The following is a 20,897-nucleotide window of genomic DNA, read 5'->3' as shown; positions in this document are numbered from 1 at the left end:
TCCTTTGAAACGCTGGCATCCTGCCAGCCAATACGCCCCTTATCGCGCTGAATTTGGAATTCGGCGCATGGTTTTATGTTCTGAATAAGGTTTTTAAAGCTGTTACTTTTTGTAACATAGCAATCAGCAAAAAAGATAATTGCACTTTGACGCCAACTTAAAGCAACTGTTAGCATTAAGCGTTGAGGCTTGTGGGGGATGCACGGTGTATCAGACTATTCATCTAGTGTTGTTGGTTGTCAGTTTTGCGTTGGTGTGCAGCCAACTCTTTGTGCGGCAAAAACAGCTGGTGCATCTGTTATTTGCTGCGTTTAGTGGTTCTATGGCTATTATGGCGGTTAAACGCCTTGGTGGTGACGGCTTTGGTTTTTACCAGTATTTGCTGGCGATGGGCATTTGCATGACTTGCAACGGCTATTGGCTGGTGGCCCGGGCGTTGTTCCGGCAAGGCAGGGCTATTTTATTGCGGCATATTCTGGTTGCCGCTGCGATTGGCTTATTAATAATAAGCTTGCAGGCCATGCAGTTACTGCAACAATTCTGGCCGGCAAGTCAAACACTTCTGGCTTCGGCCCGTGTTGTTTGTAAAGAGCTGCTAATCTTGCTGTCTTCCGCCATTTTAATGCTAACGCTCTGGGAAGGTTGTCGGGGTTATAGCCAGGCCTGCGGTGCTGAACGCTGGCATCGGCAGCTGTTTCTGGCTACCTATGGTGGCGCTATTGCAATTTTTGGTGTTATCGCAAAAATATGGCTGCCAGCCGAGGGGGCTGCGTTGCAGCATGATTTACTTAGCGCTGTTGCGGCTTTAACCATACTAGTGGTGACACAATGGCTAATTTATTGCCGCTTTAATAAGCCCCTTTGTGTTCAGTCACAAAGTACTGCAGACGCAGTAATAAATATCCAGGTTGAGCCTGCGCAGCATGACTCTTTAGCAACGGGCTTAACTCCGGCGGATAGCCAGCTTTGTGACAAGATCCGGCAACTGCTATTTCAGAAACAGGTGTTTTTACAGGCTAATTTGCGGTTAAGCGATCTGGCAAGGTTGTTGGAGGTGCCAGAATACCGCATAAGCAGATTGCTCAGGTCACAGTTCCATGCCAGCAATTTTAATCAGTTTATTAATACTTTACGCATTGAGCATGCAAAAACACTCCTGTCAGATCCCGATAAAGGACATTGGCCGGTACTAGTGGTTGGCCTGGAAAGCGGTTTTGCCTCGGTCGGACCTTTCACCCGGTCTTTTAAAACGATGGTGGGTTACACCCCACATGAGTTTCGCCAAACTGTACATTGCAGGGAACAATAATTCGTCACCTACCACCTTTGCGCCGGCCTAAGCTGGCGCTGGCTTGATCTGCATCAACATCCGCAACGTCGATAATAACCACACTGCGCGCTATACAACGCAAAACTGGAGTAGGTTATGTTATTGGTTGATGCGCTATTGCATGAGCTTGAGATTTTTGAAGTTAAGCAGTTATTTGGCATTCCGGGCGATTTTGTGCTGCCGTTATTTGAGCAACTGCAACAGCGCAGCAACTTGCCGCTGTACTATTTAAGTCATGAACCGTCCGCCGTGTTTGCCGCCGATGCGGCGGCGCGGATCAGCAATACACCGGCCGTGGTGATTCTGACCTATGGCGCTGGCGCGCTGAATGCGGTAAATGCCGTGGCGCAGGCTTATGTTGAGCATGTGCCGCTAGTGGTGATTGCCGGTTTTCCCAGCCAAAACGAAATTGAGCGTGGCCTGCAAATTCATCATCAGGCAAAAACGGTCGACTCTCAGCGTGATATCTATAAAGAAATTACCGCCATCCAGTTGCGCTTAGATAACCCTGAGCGTGCCGGGGCAGATATCCGGCTGGCGCTGAAAACGGCGAAAGAGCAAAGCCGGCCTGTGCTGCTGGAAATCCCGCGCGATGCGGTGCAATTTGACACCCGACTGGCGGCTGCTTACCAGCCACCCGTCGTACCACAAGAACAGCTGTCTTTGGCCGTGGCGCAATTAGCTGAGCGTTTAGCCCTGGCAAAGCGACCGGTTATTCTGGCCGGGGTGGATGTGCGACGCTTTGATGCCGTTGCCGAACTGGAAGCGTTGGCCAGCCAGCTGAATATTCCTTTTATCAGCACCCTGATGGGCCGCGCCAGTTTTAATCAGCAACATCCGTTATATGGCGGTATTTTTCTGGATAAAACTGATATCCGACCGACCCAGTTGTTGCAAGATGCTGATCTTATTTTGCAAATTGGCGTAATTAAAACCGATAGCAACTTTGCCGCTCATGCCGGGCTATTTACTGCTGATAAAGTACTTTGCCTTGAGCAACATCCGCTGCCATTAAAGCCGTTGTTAGCCGCTATGTTACAGCAGCCGCTAGCACCCTTTAGCGCTATAGCAGCACCGGTACCAGCACCTGCTTTGGTAAACGAGAGCCAGCAGCCGCAACTCAGTGCCAGCAGCCTGGTGCAGCAGTTAGACAGGCTATTGGCTGAACAGCAATGCACAGTGCCGCTTATTTCTGATATTGGTGATTGTTTGTTTGCCTCGTTACATGCCACGCCCAGTTTAATGCTGGCCCCGGCCTTTTACGCCTCAATGGGCTATGCGGTGCCCGCTGCCTTTGGGGTGCAGGCGGTTACCGGCCTGCGGCCAGTGGTGATGGTAGGCGATGGTGCCTTTTTAATGACCGGGCTGGAGCTTGGGCACTGCGCCCGTTATGGCTTTGCCCCTATTATTATTTTATTTAATAACCAGCGCTGGGACATGATTGACGCCTTCGCTCCCGGTCTTAACTGCACCGATCTGCATAACTGGCATTATGCTGAGCTGGCGCGCAGCATGGGCGGCAATGGCATGCAGGTCAGCACCCTGGACGATTTTAGCGAAGCATTTAGTTTGGCGCTTAACAGCAGCAGGCGCTTTAGCCTGATTGAAGTGATGTTGCCCGAAGGTAGCCGCACCGAGCGGTTGAATAACTTTGCTGCTGGTTTTAAAGCGGCAGCCAGGGTAGGGCTGACGCAATGCTAAAGGGGGCTGCTTTGCGGCAGATCAAAGCGGGTAAAAAAGCAGGCGTTAGAATTGCCGCCATTTTGCAGCACGATAAGCAGGCCGTATGTTAAAACCTGAACTACTGTCACCCGCCGGCAGTCTGAAAGCGATGCGGCTGGCTTTTGCCTACGGCGCCGATGCGGTGTATGCCGGTCAACCCCGTTACAGCCTGCGGGTGCGTAATAACGAGTTTGATTTAGCTGCGCTTGCCACCGGCATCAGTGAGGCGCATGCGCTGGGTAAAAAGTTTTATGTGGTGGTAAATATTGCGCCGCATAACAGTAAGTTAAAAAGCTTTATTGACGATATGGCGCCAGTAGTCGCGTTAAAGCCTGATGCGCTGATCGTATCCGACCCCGGCGTGGTGTATTTACTGCGCCAGCATTTTCCACAGCAGCCACTGCACTTATCAGTGCAGGCCAATACGGTAAACTGGGCGGCTGTTAAATTCTGGCAGGCACAGGGCGTAGAGCGGGTTATTTTATCGCGCGAGCTGGCAGTGGAAGAAATAGCGGAAATTCGCCGCCAGGTACCCGGGATGGAACTGGAAGTATTTGTGCATGGGGCTCTGTGTATGGCGTATTCCGGCCGCTGCCTGTTATCGGGCTATATTAATAAACGTGACCCGAATCAGGGCGCTTGCACCAACAGTTGCCGCTGGCCATATCAGGTGCATGCCGCCACAGAGGATGAAGTGGGTCAGTTTAAACCGATCAGCACGCCTGCGCTATTGGAAGAGCAGGGCCGCCCCGGCGAGCTGATGGCTATTGATGAAGACTTACACGGCACTTATATTCTGAACTCGAAAGACTTACGGGCTATTGAACATGTGCCGGCTCTGACCTCGATGGGGGTGCATTCCCTTAAAATAGAAGGCCGTACTAAATCACCCTATTATGTGGCACGCACCGCTCAGGTATACCGGCAGGCTATTGATGATGCGGTGGCCGGTAAAACCTTTGATTCTGCTTTATTACATGAACTTGATGGCATGGCCAACCGCGGTTTTACCGAAGGTTTTTTAAGGCGGCATAAACCGCAGGACACCCAAAATTACGATACCAGCCACAGTGCCGGCGAGCAGTTATTGGTAGGTGAGTTTATTGGCGGGCAGGACAGCGACGGCTTTGCGCTGGTTGAAGTAAAAAACCAGTTTGCGGTGGGCGATAGCCTGCTGCTGATGACGCCAGAGGGCAATCAAAGCTTTACCCTGCAAGCACTGCGCGACAAGCAGGATAACGCCATTGTACTGGCGCCCGGCGCTTGCTATCAGCTTAAGGTAAAGTTACCTGCGCAGCACAATCTTAGCTTTGCCATGCTGTTAAAGCAGCTGCCTGCAGTGGCAACAGCAGGCAGTGATCTAGCCATTAATGCGGCAGGTTAAGCGTGCCCGCCGTAATTGAAGCCAGCTGCATCAACTGTGATATGTGTGTGCCAGAGTGCCCGAACGAAGCCATCAGCATGGGCGTCAAACATTATCAGGTTGACCCGCAGCTGTGTACCGAGTGTATTGGCTACTACGATAAGCCAACCTGTATAGCAGTATGCCCGATAGATTGTATAGCACTGCAATAATCCTATTGCAGTGCTACAAACCAGTCTTAACTATTTACAGTTTTACTGTAAATAGCTAATATGCTGATAAAAACGCACCGTCAACTGTTGTTTGGCTGTATCCAGCTGCAACTGTTTACAGAAGCTGCGCAGCGCTTCCTCAACATGATTCATAAAGCGGCCATAGCCCATCTCTGTATTATCCTGCTTGCTGGCCACCAAAATAAAGTGAGCGCTTTCAACTAAATTGTCCGCTTGCCAGTGTTGAATAAATTGTGCTTCAGATTTGTCTGGATCAAAGCTGATTTTTTGCAGTTCACTGTTTTGTTCTGACTGGTCGACCTGGCTATTACGAACCAGCGGTGTGCGGCCATTGGCAACCATGGCTAGACGTTGCAAGCCTTTGCCAGAACATGCGGTCTGAAACTGCTCAGCCAGCCTTTGGTACAGAGCACTATGATCTGTGCTGCTTTCAACCTGAGTTTGTTTTTTAAGCTGGCGGCTAAGGGGTAGAGTCAGCGTCACGTAAGTTATTTCACTGTGCTGTGTTGGCAGGCTTACATTTCTGGCCAGGTAGCGAGGGTATAGACCGCGTAATTTATAACCATAGCTTTCTTTGTGGCCTTTAACTGCAGCAAACAGGTCGTAACTTAAATGCTGGTGATCGCGAATTTTAATTGGCGTTGTTAACCCTGTTTCGTTTTTTAACTGAGTGAGCAACGCGACAACAGATTGATGAAAATGCGCAGCCTGACTTCGCAGTTCATTGCCTGTGGCTAAAAAAACAATGCGGATTTTTTTTGCCTGATATTCAGGGGTGCAAAACAGATTTTGACCTTCATGGTAGACCGGGTTATAAAAAATCCTGATTTGTTTTTCCGTTTCCAGGTTATGTGCTTCACTGTGATAGCGTACGACCGGCAGCTTGTCATTGGCAATAATTTGCACATTAAATAATTGATGTTGTTCAGCTAAGCTATACAAGGTATCAGCCAGTTTTTGATAACAGCTTTCAACACTTTTACCTGCCTGGTAAAATTGCTCATCTGGTTTAAACTCAGCCAGTAAATACTGATTTGAATGGGCATTAGTTGGTAAATACACCCGATTTGGTTGATGTGATGGCATAGTGGTCTCCAAACTTAAATTGATTTCATCCAGTGTAACGAGTCCCAGATACAGATTCTTTGCTCTGGGGTAAAGTTTGCGCCGTTAATCCAACGCCACCGCTTTTATCTGCGCATAAACCTGCTGACCAATCTGCAAACCCAAGCGCGCTACCGACTGTGTTGTCAGTAGCGCCTGCAGCGGCTGGCCTGCCAGACTCAGCTGTACCAGGGTTTCGGCCGGGTGCGGTGCCGGGCTAAAGCCAGTAATGCTGACCTGTAACTGATTACTGACTGAGCTGTCGCTGAGTTTACTTAGGCTAAGGGCCACATCGCGCGCCTGAATACGTAAACGATAAGCTGTTTGGGCTTGGCTTTGATCGTCGGCTGCGGCATGCAGTGGCGCGGGCAGTTGTAATGGCTGCTGGCCGATACTGAGTTGCAGCAGGTGCTGTTTGCTGCCGCTGCTTTTGGCATGCAATAGTGACATGGCGCCAATGGCCGCCAGCTCGGGTTGCAGCAATTGCTGCTGTAGTGGGCCGTGGCTGTGGATGCGGCCGTGTTGCATCAGTACCAGATGGTCAGCCAGTTTCACTACGTCATCCAGCTGATGGCTGACCAGCAGCATGGGTATGCCGGTTGTATTAGCAATACGCTGTAAAAACGGCAGAATTTCACCGCGGCTTTGCTGATCCAGGGATGCCAAAGGTTCATCCAGTAGCAGTAGCTGCGGCTGGCTCAGTAAGGCCCGGCCAAGCGCGACCCGCTGGCGCTGGCCGCCAGATAATTGTTCGGGGGCTTGTTCAAGTAAGGGGGCTAGCTCCAGTAGCTGGATCACCTGCTCTGGCCTAAGTTGTACTTCAATATGTTTTGCCAGCCGGTTAAAGCCATACAACAGGTTTTGTTTAACCGATAAATGCGGCAGCAGGCTGCTTTCCTGAAATACCATGCCGATGCGGCGCTGATGCACCGGCACAAAGGTTTTGCCTTGCTGCCAGCCGCTGTTCTGCCAGACCGTATTACCAAAATGGATAGTGGCGCCAGGGTGGCGATCCAGTCCGGCAATAGCGCGTAGCAAGCTGGTTTTGCCACAACCGGAGCGGCCAAATAACGCAGTAATACCTTGCAGTGGCAGGCGGTTATTGAGCTGCAGCGTAAAAGCGCCGCGCTGAATATTTAACGCTATGGTTAAACCGGCTGTGGCCGGGGTAGCTTGGTTAGCCTCGTCTGTGGCAGCCTGCCGGTGCTTGCCTTGTCGTGCGGCAGTATGAAATAAACTCATTACATTGTTCATCACAGTACCGCCTCGCGCTCAAAGCGCCGGTTCAGGCCATAGACAATAAACAGCACCACAAAGGCGGTAATTAATAACCCCAGCGATAACTGATGCGCCTGGGCGTAATTCATTGCTTCGGTATGATCATAGATCAGCACCGACAATACCTGGGTTTCGCCGGGGATACTGCCGCCCAGCATTAAGATCACCCCAAATTCGCCCAGGGTATGGGCAAAGGTCAGGGTGGCTGCGACAATAAAGCCACCGCGACACAGCGGCAGCACTACGCTAAACAGCTGATCCAGCTTACCGGCCCCTAAGGTTGCAGCCACTTCCAGCGGCCTTGGGCCCATGCGCCTAAAGCTTTCCAGCAATGGTTGCACGGTAAAGGGCAGTGAGTAAATCACCGAGCCAATTAAGATGCCGGTAAAACTAAACGCCAGGTGAGTAAACCCCAGTTGCTCTAAGCTACTGCCGACAGCGCCATGCGGCCCCAGCAACAGTAATAAATAAAAGCCCAGCACGGTGGGTGGCAGCACCAGCGGTAGCGCCACTATCGCCTGAATAGCGGTGCGCAGTTTGCTATGGCTAAGCGATAACCACCAGGCCAGCGGGGTACCCAGCAGCAATAAAATGACTGTGGTATATAAACACAGCTTTAACGTGAGCTGGATGGCTTGCCAGTCTTGCGGGCTAAGGGTGGCGAAAAGCTCAGGCATGGTGTTACTCCTGCTCGCCTTGCCGTGCACTAACAGGAAGTTCGAAACCATAAGTTTGCATAATGGCTAGCACATCTTTGTTAGTCATAAAGGCAGTAAACTGCTGTGCGCTGCGGTTACTAGCACCGTGGCGGGTTATGACATAGGCCTGGCTCAGTGGCTGGTGTAGCTCTGCTGGAATAAGCTGATAACCGTGTTTTGCTAATTCAGGAAATTTGGCCAGCGACAGCGCAATAATGGCGAGATCGGCACCGCCGCTTTGTGCCATTTGCGCGGTTTGGGCGATATTCTCGCCATAAACTAATTTGGCCTCCACTGCAGACCAGACACCAACCGCTTGCAAAGCTTCTTTGGCGCGCTGGCCATAAGGTGCATGGGCGGGCTGGGCGATGGCGAGGCGGTTGAAATTCATATTCGCTAACTGGCCAAGTGCGATGCCTGTCATATTCTGTTTCGGGCTCCACAGTACCAGATGCCCCAGCGCATAAGGTTGTGGCGCTGTTGCCGTCAAGCCGTCGTTGTAAAGCTGTGTAGGGAATGTAATATCAGCTGAGAAAAATACATCATAGGGTGCACCATGGCGGATTTGGGTGCTGATCTTGCCGCTGGAACCATACACTACACTGATATCCGTGTCCGGTTGGTGCCGATGGAACAGAGAAATAACCTCATCTAATGCATAGCGTAGGTCTGATGCTGCAGCGATAGTGAGTTTTTCGTTGGCATTCTTTTCGCTAGCATATGTTGGAAGTATGCTAATCAGGCAAAGCATTAACAATATGCGGATCATCGGTTACTCCCAGCGTGCCAGCGCGTGTTGATCACTGGCTTTAGCTTCTACCCAATAATCACCCTCTGCGGTATGTTCTTTTTTCCAGAACGGCGCGCGGTTTTTCAGGTAATCCATAATAAACTCGCAAGCAGCAAAGGCGGCGGGCCGATGAGCACTGGCAACGCCGACAAACACAATTTGCTCATTCGGCTTAAGCCTGCCAACCCGGTGAATAACGTGTACAGCAGCCAGTTGCCAATGGTTAAGCGCATCTGTCGCTATTTGAGTAAGTGCCTGTTCGGTCATGCCAGGGTAGTGCTCCAGCGTCATGCCATGCAGAACGGTATCATGCAGCTCTCGCACCAGGCCGCTAAATGTGACAATTGCTCCACAGGCTGCATTACGGCGTAGCTCACTGTATTCACTGGCCAGACAAAAATCATCACTTTGTACGGCGACAAATATGCTCATATCAGCCTCCGGTTACCGGGGGGAAAAACGCCAGTTCATCGCCATCCTGCACGCTGGCGGTTAGCGGCACCAGCTGCTGGTTTACTGCGCATAGTAAATCGGTGTGACTGAGTTCTTGCTGCCAGTTTTGGCAGCGGCTTTGCAATTGGCTGAGCACTGACGCCACATCCAAGGTGTTGCCTTCACAACTAAGCAGGTATTGTTCACAATCCAACCGTTCACGCAGCGCTGCAAAAAACAGAATTTTAATCATATTGCCTCCGAAATATAATGCCCCGACTTACCGCCGGTTTTTTCCAGCAGCCGGATCTCGCTAATGGTCATCGCCTTATCTACCGCTTTACACATATCGTAAATGGTTAGCGCTGCCACACTGGCGGCAGTTAATGCTTCCATCTCGACGCCGGTTTGGCCGCTTAGCACACAGCAGCTTTCAATTTTTATCTGAGCTTGCGCTGGCAGTAGCTGAAAGTCGACTGATACCTGGCTTAGCATGAGCGGATGGCACAGCGGAATAAGCTCACTGGTTTTTTTCGCTGCCATAATGCCGGCAATGCGGGCGGTGGCCAGTACATCGCCTTTTTTCAGTAAGGCCTGCTCAATTAAACTGATCACTTCTGGCGTGGTAAATACTACTGCGCCGGCGCGGGCCAGCCGCTTAGTGTCCAGCTTGTTACTAACATCGACCATGGCAGCGGCGCCACTTTGATCCAGATGCGTTAAATGTGGGAATTCACTCATTTCAGGCTCCACAATTATTGATTGGGTTGTTTTTCACATGGGCAACAAAATTACAGGGACCGGTTTTGCTATCCAGCTGTGGCAAAATCAACTGTTGCATCGCCACAGTGCAAGCGCCGCCAGAGCCAGGCATCGCAAATAGCAAAGTGCCATTGGCCAGTCCAGCAAGGGCGCCGGATTGCATCGCGGCTGAGCCTAATTCGTTAAACGATAACTGTCGAAATAACTCGCCAAAGCCCGGTACCTGTGTATCCATAAGCGGTGTTAATGCCTCGACCGTACAGTTGCCCCTGGCATAGCCGGTGCCACCATTCAGCAACACTACCTGAATGGTCTCGCTTGCGATCCACTGACTTAACACGGCACGTACGTGATATTTGTTGTTCGGCAATACTATCCGCTCTGCTAATTGGTGACCTGCGGTTTGCAGCAGCTGACAGAGCAAGTCGCCGCTGCTGTCATTAGCACTGCTTCGACTGTCCGAGACGGTAAGTACTGCTATAGAAAGCGGATAAAACCGACTTAAGTCAGGCCTCGGCATAATGCACTCCGTTATTAAATAAATTCAGGCAAAGCTGCCAGTCTTGTGGTGTATTGGTATTTAATAGCTCAGTGGTCGGAACTGGCAGGGATACGGCGTTAAGCTTTGCCAGCAGTGCTTTTACCGAGCGCTGGCCGCTTTGCAGTTGTGCTCTAATTAGGGTGCTGAGTGTCGGGCTCACCGCTAGCACGCAGGGTAGTGGGCTGTCGGCAAAGCACGCAGCATCAGCATTGTTGTTAGCAGTAGCGTGTTGCAGCAGACGCTGCAGACTAAGCACACTGAGTAATGGCGTATCTATTGGCAGTACCAGTAGCTGTGCACTTTGGCAGTGTTCAAGCGCCGCTAAAATACCGGCTAAGGGCCCCTGTTGCTGAGTTTGATCGGCAATAAAACCCGGTTGGTTACGACTAATCAGTACCTCTGCTGCACCGCTTTCTTGCGCCAATTGCTGCATATGCTCAAGTAAATTCAAGCCATTGAGGTTTAGCAGCGCTTTATCCTGGCCCATGCGGCTGGATTTGCCTCCGGCTAAAATCAGTGCGCTAAATTGCATACAACTGCTCATATTAGCCACCTCTCTTATCCACCGATCTGGGCTAAATGCCGGGTGCTGCCACTGTAATCTTCAGCCAACTGATGGCTGAAAGCTTTGCCTTGCACTGCTTGTTGCAAAAAACGCATTAAGGGCGCGCTATTATCTGTTTGCAGCAGGCTACGCAACTCCTGGTAGTTGTCGGTAAACAGACACAAATACAGCTGACCCAGGCTTGAAACCCTAAGCCGGTTACAGTCGGCACAGAAGTCTTTGCTGTAGGGCATAATCAGACCAATCCGCCCCTGATAATCGGCATGCGAGTATTCCAGAGCCGGACCGTCAGTTTTCGCTTTGACGTTCAACTGCCAGCCCTGATCCAGTAGCTGTTGTTGAATGCTGGCACCACTTAAATGTTGGCGCTGATAAAAATCAGCATTATCGCCAGTACGCATCAGCTCGATAAAACGCAGCGCAATATCCTGTTGTTTCAAAAACTTAAGAAAATCCGGCAGGGCCAGGGCATTATGCTGTTTTAGCAGTACGGTATTAATTTTTACCTGCTTAATGCCAATGGCTTTAGCATGGGCTATGCCCTCTAAGATGTCGGCTAATTTGTCCTGGCCTGTGACCAGGTGAAAGGTGTCGGCATCCAGGCTATCGACGCTAACGTTCACCGCATCCAGACCTGCTTCCTGCCAGGCCAGCGCATCACGTTTTAAACGGTAGCCGTTGGTGGTCAGTGCCACTTTTTCAATACCGGGTACCGCTTTGCAGATAGCGATAATTTCGGTTAAATCTTTACGTAAAGAAGGCTCGCCACCGGTAATCCGTACTTTGCGGGTACCCAGCCTGGCAAAGGCTGTGACCAGGCGTTTTATTTCATTTAGGGTTAATTCACCGGCACGGGAGTCGCAGTCATTGCCATCAGGCAGGCAATAGCTGCAGCGAAAATTGCAGCTTTCAGTAACAGACAGCCGCAAATAGCTAAAACGGCGCGCATAAGCGTCAGTTAACATAATTCACCTTTCCAAATGGGGAGGTATGGCCGTTTCCCGCCGTACCCGGTGGCAGTATTGCCACGGCATACCGTTCATCTCTGTGCTGTGAAATCCAGTACAGACTTAGAGCCGGTAGCTCGGTGTTGTAGGTTAATGATACGTGCTGACACTGCGATTCGTTATTGCCATGAAGAGGGGGCTTAGTTACTCCTTTGTGGGTATGTGGGGGGTTAAACAGGATAATATAAAACAAAAACGCCACCCGTAAGGTGGCGTTTTCATTAGAATTTTTGGTGCGTCCTAGTGGACTCGAACCACCGACCCCTACCATGTCAAGGTAGTGCTCTAACCAGCTGAGCTAAGGACGCACACATTGTGTTGTTAGCCTGGTGCTGACAACGGCGGCTATGTTATTGCGCTGCTGGCTGGTTGGCAAGTGTTTTTCGTGTTTCAGCCTACGTTTGGCTGAATTTTAGCCTGTCAGCTGGTAATTAACCGCAATTACGGCGGTTTTGGTCGTATCCGGACCGGCGCAACGCGCTAAGCTGCACACATTGTGGTTGGCATATGTTAACTTTGGCATACCGTAAGATATGTTGCCTGTCAGAAAAATACTTAACATAAACAGGCTTTCGAGGAATTTATGCCAGCTATCGCCAACGGGCTTGCCCGTCGTTTTCGCCTTACTTCAGTTATGTTGCTGGTCGCAGCCAGTGTCGGTTGCAGCCAGCTAACGAGCACTGCACCTGAGCCTGTTGTTACTTCAACCGCTATTGCTGCCAGTACTGTCGCGACCGAGGGGCTGCGGCCGCTGGAGCTGACTGACATTATGAAGTTTCGGGAGATTAGTCAGCGTAAGCTTAGCGACAACCAGCTATGGCTGGTTTATACCGCTGAGCCTGATTTTGGCGACAGCAGCGGCTATGTGGTTAATTTGCAAAGTGGCCAGCAAATTAGTGTAGAGCGGGGCGATAAGGGCCAGCTGAATGTCGATGGCAGTTTTGCCCTGTTTCGGCAACAAGCACCGCTGCTAGCGCGCGAGCAGGCAGCTGATAAAAAAGCGCGCGATGCACTGCCGCAAAATGCGGTATTAGTGAATACCGCAACGGGCGCTAGCCAGCTTATCGCTAACATTGATCGCTTTGCGTTTACTGGTGATGGCCAGTATGCGTTATTGCTTGAGCGTAAAAGTGATGCTAAAGCCACCAGTCAGCTTTTGCAGGCGCTGCATTTAGCCAGCGGCGATTTACAAACGCTGGCAGAGGTAACTGATTTTAGCGTGGCTGAAAAGAGTGGTTTAGTGGCCTATATCAGTCAGCAACAAACCGCTGATGATGACAAGGGCAACGATAAGCCGGCGCAGCAACAACTGCAGGTGTGGGATAGTGCCACGGCTACCAGCTATACCGCAGTGGAATATGCGGAACATAAACTGCAGCAGCTGCAATTTAACCCTGATGGCGATCAGTTGGTGGTGATGGCAGGCCCTGCCAAAGCAACACTGGCCGAGACGAACCAGGCTGAAGCGGCACAGCAACTCTGGTTATGGTCGCTCGAGAATAAACAAGCTAAGCAGCTGGATACCAGCCGGCCCGGCTGGCTGCTAAGCGAGCATGCTACGCCGCGCTGGAGCAAAGATGGTAAGCGGTTGTTTATCGGCCATCGGCCGGATCTGGGCAGCAAGCCAGCTAAAGTTGAACCGCCGCAAACCGAAGCGGAGCTTTATAGCATTGAGCGCTTACTGGCTGATCGGCGGCTGCAGGTGTGGCACGGTAATGATGAGCGGATAAACAGCCAGCAAAAAGCCGAATATAAGCAGGCATTAAAGCGTACTGCTGCCGCCGTAATTTGGCTGGAAACCCTGGATATGGTGCTGTTGAGCAATGATGTTGAAGAACAGCTGCTGGTGACTGAACACAGTGAGGCGCAGCTTATCAGCAGCGGCAAACCGCATTTAGCGCAAATGAGCTGGAACGGCCGCTTGCATGATATCTGGCATGTTAACTTGCGCACAGGTCAGCGCCAGCAGGTATTTAGTGCAAATCGCAGCCATGAGCGGGCCCATTTGTCGCCAAGTGGCCGTTATGTCATTTATCTGCAGCAAGATCAGTATCAGTTGTTTGACAGTGTATCGGGCAGCACTCAACCGTTAGCGCCAGATGCGCCGGTATCCTGGGTCGATGAGCAAAACGACCGGCCAATGGCCGCCGCCAGTTATGGTGTGGCAGGCTGGCTGGCTGATGAATCTGCTGTGCTGGTGTATGACAGGTTTGATATCTGGGCCCTGGGCCTTACTGGTAGTGTGCAAAAACTGACCGCCGGCCGTTCAGCTCAAGAACAGTATCGCTTACAAAAAATCGATGAAGCGCTGGCGTTAAACCCGGCTAGTCCGCAACTGTTGCGGATGTATAACGAAGCGAACAAGCAATATGGTTTTGCCCGGCTGAATTTAAACGACGATTTAACCAGTAATGTCACAGTGTTGCTGCAGGGTGAAAAACGCTATGACTTTGTGGAAGCGCTGGACGAATTCAGCCCGGACCAGCCACACTATTTATTTACTGAGCAAAGTTTTCGGCAATTTCCGGATCTGTGGCTGGCCAGCGCTGATTTTAGCGAGCGGCAGCAGCTGACCGAACTTAACCCGCAGCAGAAAGAGTTTATCTGGGGCGACAGCCATTTAATTGAATGGACAGGTGCGACCGGTGAGCCGTTGCAAGGCGTGTTGTTAACGCCAGATGGTTACGACGCCAGCAAGCCCTATCCGGTAGTGGTGTATTACTATGAAAAGTTCTCGCAGCGCCTGCATCACTTCAACCAGATGAAAGTAAACCACCGGCCTAACTTTCCTTATTACCTGGGCCAGGACTATTTAGTCTTCCTGCCGGATATTCATTTCAGGCCGGCTGCCCCTGGGCCCAGTGCTACTGAATCGTTGGTACCTGGTTTGCAAAAGCTGATTGATATGGGGGTAGCGGATCCGAAAGCCATAGGCTTGCATGGCCATAGCTGGTCGGGCTATCAAACTGCTTTTGTGGTAACCGAAACTGATATGTTTGCCGCTGCAGTATCGGGTGCACCGGTAGCCAATATGACCAGTGCCTACAGCGGTATTCGCTGGCAAACTGGCCTGGCACGGCAATTTCAATATGAAACCGGCCAGAGCCGGATTGGCCAATCGATGTATGAAAATTTGCAGCCCTATATCGATAATTCACCAGTGTTTTTTGCCGATAAAATTAATACGCCGATGCTGATCCAGTTTGGTGATGATGATGGGGCCGTGCCTTGGGAGCAAGGTATTGAATACTATCTGGCACTGCGCCGCTTAGGCAAAGAGGTGGTGATGCTGCATTATGAAGGCGAGCCGCATCATTTGCAGCGTTATGCCAATAAACTGGATTACAGCATTAAGATGCGCGAATTTTTTGACCATTATTTAAAAGGTGCTCCGGCGCCAGAGTGGTGGACAGAGGGTATGCCGTATCAGCAATATGAAAAGTAAGATGACAGGTAGAGCACTAGCCAGGTGTAAGACCAACCGGGCACGCTTTGTTTAATTGCTGCCACCACTGCACATGCAGCATTAATTGTTGCTGCAGTTGCTCAGCCGGTTGCTGATAACGTTGTTGCAGCGCCGGAAAAAGTGCGGTGTCCCGATACAGCCCGGCTATTAACGGCCAGCTTTCAGTGTAAAACCGGCGCAGCTGCGCCAGGTGCGCCTGCACCTCAGCGATAAAAAATTTACTGAATACCGTCGTCAGTATTTTAAGTTGTTCAGTGCTGCGTCCGTTTGGGCACAAGCTTGCCGGTACTATGGTCAGTAGCTGCGGGTTAACCTGGCTAAACCAGGCGGCACTGTAGCGCAGACTTTGTTGCAACTTGCCGGGAAAATCATGCTGATACAGCGCAGCCAGACTTTGTTCAATATCAACCGCGGCGGCTCGTTGCCACTGTTGCTGGCTGATTTGCTCCGCCAAGCCCGCAAGGTCATTCAGGGCACTACTGCTTTCTATAAATCCGCTGTTTTCATCGGCTAATAATTGCTGCTTACTGCCTTGCCATTGTCGGCGCAGGGTATCATCGGCCAATAGCATATTGTGCAGCGCTATGGTTATGCTTTGCTGCTTTTCACTTAACCAGTTAGTTATTTGTGGTTGTAATTCAGGGCTAATGTCTTGCTGCAGGCAACGTTGTAAGCGGGCCAGTAAGCGCAGTTCATAATTTAATTGCATGCTCGGTTGAAACACCCGGCCAAGGCTACTGTTACGCTCGCCGATTAACTGATCCAGGCCACATTCGCGGCTGGCCCAGGCGTCGGCTAAATCCAGCCGGATGTCGGGCAGTGGTTGCCTCAGCTCGCTGGGCCGGGGTAAGGCCGGTAACGGTTCCATCTGCACTTTTACACTGTCCAGCTGCAGAACCCGGCTCAGGCGCTGCTGATAATCGGTTAAGGTTGCCTTGCTATCAGGCTTGCTGCAGCCGCTTAGATTAAGTAGCCCCACCAGCAGCATCAGCCCGGGCATGCTGAATTTCATGATCAATTCTCTTAATATGTTTGCGTAAAATAAACGCCAGCATAATGGCGGCAGTACTCAGGCCAATAATAATCCCAATCCAGAAACCATGAGCTCCCATCGGTGTTACCAGCCAGTCAGTTAAGCCTAATACGGCGCCTAAGCCAAAGCCGATTGGCCAGTAGGCAAACAGGGTAATATAAAATACCGGTTTGGTGATCTTCATGCCGCGCAGGGCACAGGCCGACACCACCTGAATGGCGTCGGATAGCTGGTAAAAACACGCCAGAATTAACAGCGAGCTGGCTAAGGCGATTACTGCCGGATCGGTAGAGTACAACGAGGCAACATGACCACGCATAAAAAAGGTAAAACAGGCGATAAAAAACGACATAAATATCGCCATACACAACGCGGTACTGATAGCGGTTTTCAGCTCTTTATTATTTTGCTGGCCAACCAAATGCCCCACCCGAATGGTGGTGGCTAAACCAAAACTAAGCGGTAGCATAAACACCAGCGCGCTGTAGTTATTGGCTACCTGATGGCCGGCGACCACAATAGGCCCCAGGTGCACTATGGCCAGTGGAATACAGGCAAATAAGGTCACCTCGAAAAAGATAGAAAAAGCGATAGGGGTACCCAGGCAAACCACATACCAAATGTCTTTTAAGTTAGGGCTAAGCTGTTTCGGCCAGTGCCGGTAGGGCCTTGTAGTGCGGCTGAACCAGCCGTAGATTAGCATGGCAACAAACATGGCCAGAAATACCAGGCTGGTGGCGATACCACAGCCAGCACCGCCCAGTGCCGGCATGCCGAGTTTGCCGTAAATAAAAATATAGTTAGCCGGAATATTTACCAGAATACCGACAAAACTGATCCACATACTGGCTTTGGTATTACCAATACCTTCAAATAAATTGCGGATCACAATATAGCCGGCGGCCGGAAATAAGCCCCAACTGACATAGTAAAGATATTGCAGGGTTTTATCGCGCAATTCATCCTGCATATTCAACATGCCGATTGGGATATCGGCAAACAGCATCAGGATAAATAATAAGCCTGCCAGCAGCATTCCCAGATACAGGCTTTGCAGGGTAAAATGGCTGACGGGTTCGGTCTGTTTGCTGCCATAGTACTGGGCAATAATGGGTGTCAGCGCCAATAGCAGGCCCTGCAATGTCAGTACCACGGGTAACCACAGGCCGGAGGCTACCGCCAGTGCTGCCATATCGGTAGCGCTGAAGCGGCCGGCCATCACAGTATCGACAAAATACATCATGGTCTGGGTTAACTGGGCCAGCATTATGGGGCCGGTTAGTTTTAACAGAGTTTTGGCTTCAAAGCGGGAAAAGGGTACCATGCGCCATCGTTCGGGTTGGCCAGTAATGGCGCGCAATTTAACACAATTGAGGTTTTATGTTTACCGGAATAGTTCAGACAACCGCGCAAGTGCGCGAAATTCGCGACGAAGGGCAGCTGCGCCGCCTGACCTTAAGCGTACCACCCGCAAATTTACAAGCGCTGGAGCGTGGCGCCAGCATTGCGATTAACGGCGTGTGCTTAACGGTAACGGCCTTTGACAGCGCCGCTGGCTGGGTAAGTTTTGATGTAATTGCAGAAACGCTGGACAAAACGAACCTGGGTAAACTGGATGTTGGCAGTAAAGTTAATCTGGAGCGTTCGCTGACCTTTGGCAGCGAACTGGGCGGTCATATTGTGTCGGGCCATATTCAAACTACTGCTATCTTAAGCAAACTGCTGCGCGAGCAGCATAAGGTCAGCATGCAACTGAGTCTGGATAAAAGCTTTTTACCTTACATTCTGGCCAAGGGTTTTATTGCGGTAGAAGGTTGTAGCCTGACAGTCGGAGAAGTAACAGATAGCGGCTTTAACCTGTATTTAATTCCGGAAACTCTGGCCATTACTACTCTGGGTGACAAGCGCGAGGGCGATATCCTGAATATCGAGCTTGATCAGCAAACTCTGACCATTATAAAAACGGTCGAGCGGGTAATGGCCCAGCGCTTTGGTACTGAGCAGTAAACCGGTACGCCCTGAAAATCAATCACGCCTTAGTAGTACTGCTCGTCGTCAGCGTCGACAAAAATTTGCACACTGTGGTGCTGAATATCTTTATGTACTTTTAAATGAATAGGATTGCAGCAATTGCTGCAATCTTCGATGTAATCTTGATCATCATCGGTTACTTCAATATCCATATGCACCGGATGGCCGCAAAACGGACAACTGATGGTTTTACTTAACATACTCATACTGCCTCCTGTCACTCAGGCTTTTTGCGCTGCTCCCAGACTGCGACCACCATCAACAGCAATAATCTGGCCACTGATATAGGGTGATTGCAGCAAAAACAACACCGTATTGGCGATATCTTCCGGGGTACCGGTGCGTTGCAGCGGTATTTGCTGCAAAATAGCCGTTTTGTCCGCCTCAGCCAACTGCTGGCTGGGCCATAAAATGGCGCCCGGGGCTATACCGTTAACTCTTATTGTAGGCGCTAATTCCCGTGCCAGCGATTTTGTCATCATCAATAATGCCGCTTTAGCCATGCAGTAAATACTGTGGTCTTGTAACGGCTGCTGCGCATGAATATCCACCATGTTGATAATACAGCCTTTGTTGGCAGCGAGGGCCGGGGCCAGCGCCTTGCACAGAAAGTATGGTGCTTTAACATTACTGCCAAATAAATCATCCCAGTTGGTTAAAGTGGCACTGCTCAGCGGCGTGGCATAAAAGCTGGAGGCATTGTTAATCAGTACATCCAGGCGGTTAAAGCAGGCCAGCGCCTTGTTGGCCAGGAGTTGTACTGCCCGATCATCTAACAGGTTTGCCTGGATGGTTAGGGCGCTGTCAGGCCGCTGTTGGTTCAGGCTTGAAGCCAGGTTATTGGCATCAGTTGCTGACTGATTATAATGAATAATAACCCGGTAGCCGGCCTGATGTAGCTGGCTGATTATTTGCCGGCCTAAGCGTTTGGCACTGCCGGTAACCAGAGCCACCGGGGTGTCGAAGCTTTGCATATAGGAGTCCTAGTAAAATTGCTGTTTAATCATTTCCTGAGCTTGTACCAGAAAACTGCCACGAAACAAATAAGCATGGTTAAGCACATGATATAAATTATACAGATCTTTGCGCTGCTCATAACCTTCGGGAAGTTTATTAAACTGCTGGTAGCTTTGATAAAAAACATCCGGGAAACGGCCAAATAAGCTACTGAAAGCAACATCAGTTTCCTGATCACCGTAATAGCAGGCTGGATCGAAAATCACGGGTGAGCCGGCCAGAAAACCGACATTGCCACGCCATAAATCGCCGTGCAGCAGGCTCGGCGTCGGCTGATGATGTGCCAGGCGCTGCCGGCACTGCTCGACCAGATAGTCTATATTGCCAAAGCCAAAACCTTGCTCTAACAATAACTGCAGCTGCCAGCCCAGGCGTTGTTCGGAAAAAAAACTGCTCCAGTTGCTTTGCCACTTATTCGGCTGCGGAGAGCGGCCAATGGCATTATCCCAATCAAAACCAAACATCGCCTGCTCATGCTGTTTATGTAACAATGCCAATTGCTGGCCCAGTTGCTGCCATCCGTTCAGGCTTTCTTTGACCAGCGGCAGGTATTCCAGCACTAAAAAGGCTTTATCTATGGTCTGGCCACAGCAAATAACGTCGGGGACCCTGATACAGTGGTGCTGGCGCAGCGTTCTCAGACCCAGAGCTTCAGTTTCAAATTGCTCCAGCTGCTCACGCTGATTAAGCTTTACGAAAAACTGCCGGCCATCACCGCTGATTTTAAATGCCAGATTAATATCTCCGCCAGTAAGCTGAGTTTTATCTGCAATTTTAAAGTCGGTATCCAGTTCACTATTAATACTATCTGCAATCGCCTGCCACATCAGCTCTCTCCCTTTAGCATTGTTAATTAAGTATGGTTGATATATAAAAAAAATCACTAATTGACCGTACCTTTAATGACACATATCAAGTCCTGTATTAAAGTTGATGCTAGGCTAATAATTAATCTTTTACTGTCAGGAGTTTATATGTCAACCACTACCCCGCGTTTTCGTGTGCAGGCGTTCAAACTGATGAGTGGCATAAACCTCGCCTTGTTTGTTTTGGCCCTGGCCCTGGCTGGTTGGCATAGCAGCTGGCTACCGGCGTTGTTAATAGGTTTACCCACAGCAATACTGCCGTTGTTATTTTATCGTATGCTTGGCGATCACCTGCTGGCCCGGATTAGTTTTGGTGTCAGTTTTATGTTCTTTGCCGCACTTCATATTCACCAGGCTGCAGGTATGCTGGAGATGCACTTTGATCTGTACCAGCAACAGTGGACACTTCACTAAGCACTGTTCTTCAATTCAAAATTCTCTGGGCTGAGATAGCCAAGAGCACTATGCCTTCTGGTCTTGTTGTAATCAACCTCAATGTATTCAAAAACGTGCTGTCGCATTGTTTCCCTATCCATTATCGGCTCGTCCTGGATTGCTTCAACTTTCAATGAGTGGAAGAAGCTTTCCGCGCAGGCATTGTCCCAGCAGTTACCTTTGCGGCTCATGCTTTGCACCAACTGGTGCTTTTTAATCAAGTC

The 20,897-nt window shown here is 50.4% G+C and carries 22 protein-coding genes, 1 tRNA gene, 1 pseudogene and 1 riboswitch; of the genes and pseudogenes, 7 read left to right on the top strand and 17 right to left on the bottom strand.

Annotation, left to right across the window (positions count from 1 at the left end; genetic code table 11):
• The first annotated feature begins 205 nt into the window (after positions 1-205).
• The 4 genes and pseudogenes from H141_RS19680 to H141_RS0101610 form a co-directional block, all read left to right on the top strand.
• Positions 206-1,309, top strand: coding sequence for a helix-turn-helix transcriptional regulator (locus H141_RS19680; RefSeq protein WP_157610674.1), 1,104 nt, complete (start codon positions 206-208; stop codon positions 1,307-1,309).
• Positions 1,310-1,426: 117 nt separating this feature from the next.
• Positions 1,427-3,031, top strand: a complete 1,605-nt coding sequence (locus tag H141_RS0101625) for a thiamine pyrophosphate-binding protein (protein WP_019674496.1) — start codon at positions 1,427-1,429, stop codon at positions 3,029-3,031.
• Between the two features lie 85 nt (positions 3,032-3,116).
• Positions 3,117-4,436 carry a prephenate-dependent tRNA uridine(34) hydroxylase TrhP gene (gene trhP, locus H141_RS0101615; protein WP_019674494.1) on the top strand — a complete coding sequence of 440 codons (1,320 nt, stop codon included), beginning with the start codon at positions 3,117-3,119 and terminating at the stop codon, positions 4,434-4,436.
• Positions 4,437-4,438: 2 nt separating this feature from the next.
• A pseudogene (locus tag H141_RS0101610) lies at positions 4,439-4,621 on the top strand (YfhL family 4Fe-4S dicluster ferredoxin); the annotation flags it as partial.
• A 48-nt stretch (positions 4,622-4,669) separates the two neighbouring features.
• Here the strand turns inward: H141_RS0101610 and H141_RS0101605 are convergent.
• From H141_RS0101605 to H141_RS0101555, 11 genes are all read right to left on the bottom strand, one after another.
• Positions 4,670-5,734: a DUF3083 family protein gene (locus tag H141_RS0101605; RefSeq protein WP_019674492.1), complete on the bottom strand. Its 1,065-nt coding sequence runs from the start codon at positions 5,732-5,734 to the stop codon at positions 4,670-4,672.
• An 84-nt stretch (positions 5,735-5,818) separates the two neighbouring features.
• Positions 5,819-7,006 carry a molybdenum ABC transporter ATP-binding protein gene (modC, locus tag H141_RS0101600; protein ID WP_019674491.1) on the bottom strand — a complete coding sequence of 396 codons (1,188 nt, stop codon included), beginning with the start codon at positions 7,004-7,006 and terminating at the stop codon, positions 5,819-5,821.
• On the bottom strand, positions 7,006-7,707 hold the full coding sequence (modB, locus tag H141_RS0101595) for a molybdate ABC transporter permease subunit (protein ID WP_019674490.1): 702 nt from the start codon (positions 7,705-7,707) through the stop codon (positions 7,006-7,008). Before modB ends, modC begins: the two co-directional genes overlap by 1 nt.
• 4 nt (positions 7,708-7,711) lie before the next feature.
• Positions 7,712-8,497: a molybdate ABC transporter substrate-binding protein gene (modA, locus tag H141_RS0101590; protein WP_019674489.1), complete on the bottom strand. Its 786-nt coding sequence runs from the start codon at positions 8,495-8,497 to the stop codon at positions 7,712-7,714.
• Between the two features lie 3 nt (positions 8,498-8,500).
• Positions 8,501-8,950 carry a molybdopterin synthase catalytic subunit MoaE gene (gene moaE / locus H141_RS0101585; protein ID WP_019674488.1) on the bottom strand — a complete coding sequence of 150 codons (450 nt, stop codon included), beginning with the start codon at positions 8,948-8,950 and terminating at the stop codon, positions 8,501-8,503.
• Between the two features lies 1 nt (position 8,951).
• The gene (locus H141_RS0101580; RefSeq protein WP_019674487.1) at positions 8,952-9,203 is read right to left on the bottom strand and encodes a MoaD/ThiS family protein; all 252 of its coding nucleotides are present in this window, start codon (positions 9,201-9,203) and stop codon (positions 8,952-8,954) included.
• Positions 9,200-9,691, bottom strand: a complete 492-nt coding sequence (moaC, locus tag H141_RS0101575; protein WP_019674486.1) for a cyclic pyranopterin monophosphate synthase MoaC — start codon at positions 9,689-9,691, stop codon at positions 9,200-9,202. The genes H141_RS0101580 and moaC overlap by 4 nt, the downstream gene beginning before the upstream one ends.
• A 1-nt stretch (position 9,692) precedes the next feature.
• Complete coding sequence (locus H141_RS0101570; RefSeq protein WP_019674485.1) at positions 9,693-10,232, bottom strand: molybdenum cofactor synthesis domain-containing protein; 540 nt, start codon at positions 10,230-10,232, stop codon at positions 9,693-9,695.
• On the bottom strand, positions 10,219-10,797 hold the full coding sequence (gene mobA, locus H141_RS0101565) for a molybdenum cofactor guanylyltransferase (protein ID WP_019674484.1): 579 nt from the start codon (positions 10,795-10,797) through the stop codon (positions 10,219-10,221). Before mobA ends, H141_RS0101570 begins: the two co-directional genes overlap by 14 nt.
• A 14-nt stretch (positions 10,798-10,811) precedes the next feature.
• Positions 10,812-11,783 (bottom strand): GTP 3',8-cyclase MoaA, encoded by a 972-nt coding sequence (moaA, locus tag H141_RS0101560; protein WP_019674483.1) that lies wholly within the window; start codon positions 11,781-11,783, stop codon positions 10,812-10,814.
• A riboswitch (molybdenum cofactor riboswitch) is annotated at positions 11,772-11,920 on the bottom strand. It overlaps the preceding gene by 12 nt.
• A gap of 136 nt (positions 11,921-12,056) precedes the next feature.
• Positions 12,057-12,133: transfer RNA gene (locus tag H141_RS0101555), tRNA-Val, on the bottom strand.
• A gap of 275 nt (positions 12,134-12,408) precedes the next feature.
• Between H141_RS0101555 and H141_RS0101545 the strand changes: the two genes are divergently transcribed.
• Positions 12,409-15,270 (top strand): alpha/beta hydrolase family protein, encoded by a 2,862-nt coding sequence (locus H141_RS0101545; RefSeq protein ID WP_019674481.1) that lies wholly within the window; start codon positions 12,409-12,411, stop codon positions 15,268-15,270.
• Positions 15,271-15,286: 16 nt separating this feature from the next.
• Here H141_RS0101545 and H141_RS0101540 read toward each other — a convergent pair whose 3' ends face one another.
• Both H141_RS0101540 and H141_RS0101535 read right to left on the bottom strand, forming a co-directional pair.
• Positions 15,287-16,303 carry a DUF3080 family protein gene (locus H141_RS0101540; protein WP_157610672.1) on the bottom strand — a complete coding sequence of 339 codons (1,017 nt, stop codon included), beginning with the start codon at positions 16,301-16,303 and terminating at the stop codon, positions 15,287-15,289.
• Positions 16,257-17,648, bottom strand: coding sequence for an MATE family efflux transporter (locus H141_RS0101535; protein ID WP_019674479.1), 1,392 nt, complete (start codon positions 17,646-17,648; stop codon positions 16,257-16,259). The genes H141_RS0101540 and H141_RS0101535 overlap by 47 nt, the downstream gene beginning before the upstream one ends.
• Positions 17,649-17,704: 56 nt before the next feature.
• On the opposite strand from H141_RS0101535, the gene H141_RS0101530 reads away from it, so the two are divergent.
• Positions 17,705-18,331, top strand: a complete 627-nt coding sequence (locus tag H141_RS0101530; RefSeq protein WP_019674478.1) for a riboflavin synthase — start codon at positions 17,705-17,707, stop codon at positions 18,329-18,331.
• A gap of 29 nt (positions 18,332-18,360) precedes the next feature.
• Here the strand turns inward: H141_RS0101530 and H141_RS0101525 are convergent, their stop codons facing one another.
• Genes H141_RS0101525 through H141_RS0101515 form a run of 3 tightly spaced genes read right to left on the bottom strand, consistent with a single transcriptional unit; the run spans position 18,361 to position 20,199 of the window.
• Positions 18,361-18,561 (bottom strand): CPXCG motif-containing cysteine-rich protein, encoded by a 201-nt coding sequence (locus H141_RS0101525; RefSeq protein WP_019674477.1) that lies wholly within the window; start codon positions 18,559-18,561, stop codon positions 18,361-18,363.
• 15 nt (positions 18,562-18,576) lie between these two features.
• A complete protein-coding gene (locus tag H141_RS0101520; RefSeq protein WP_019674476.1) occupies positions 18,577-19,329 on the bottom strand; it encodes a pteridine reductase in 753 nt (250 codons plus the stop codon).
• 9 nt (positions 19,330-19,338) lie between these two features.
• Positions 19,339-20,199, bottom strand: a complete 861-nt coding sequence (locus H141_RS0101515; RefSeq protein WP_019674475.1) for a fructosamine kinase family protein — start codon at positions 20,197-20,199, stop codon at positions 19,339-19,341.
• Between the two features lie 147 nt (positions 20,200-20,346).
• Between H141_RS0101515 and H141_RS0101510 the strand changes: the two genes are divergently transcribed.
• Positions 20,347-20,652 carry a hypothetical protein gene (locus H141_RS0101510; RefSeq protein ID WP_019674474.1) on the top strand — a complete coding sequence of 102 codons (306 nt, stop codon included), beginning with the start codon at positions 20,347-20,349 and terminating at the stop codon, positions 20,650-20,652.
• Here the strand turns inward: H141_RS0101510 and H141_RS0101505 are convergent.
• Positions 20,649-20,897 (bottom strand): IS3 family transposase (locus tag H141_RS0101505; protein WP_019674473.1); only part of this gene is annotated, 249 nt, incomplete at its 5' end. The two genes, H141_RS0101510 and H141_RS0101505, sit on opposite strands and share 4 nt — an antisense overlap.

The organism is Arsukibacterium perlucidum DSM 18276 (assembly GCF_000382165.1).
Taxonomy (GTDB): domain Bacteria; phylum Pseudomonadota; class Gammaproteobacteria; order Enterobacterales; family Alteromonadaceae; genus Alishewanella; species Alishewanella perlucidum.
Note: the sequence above shows the minus strand (reverse complement) of the source record. Positions and strands in the feature narration are given on the sequence as shown.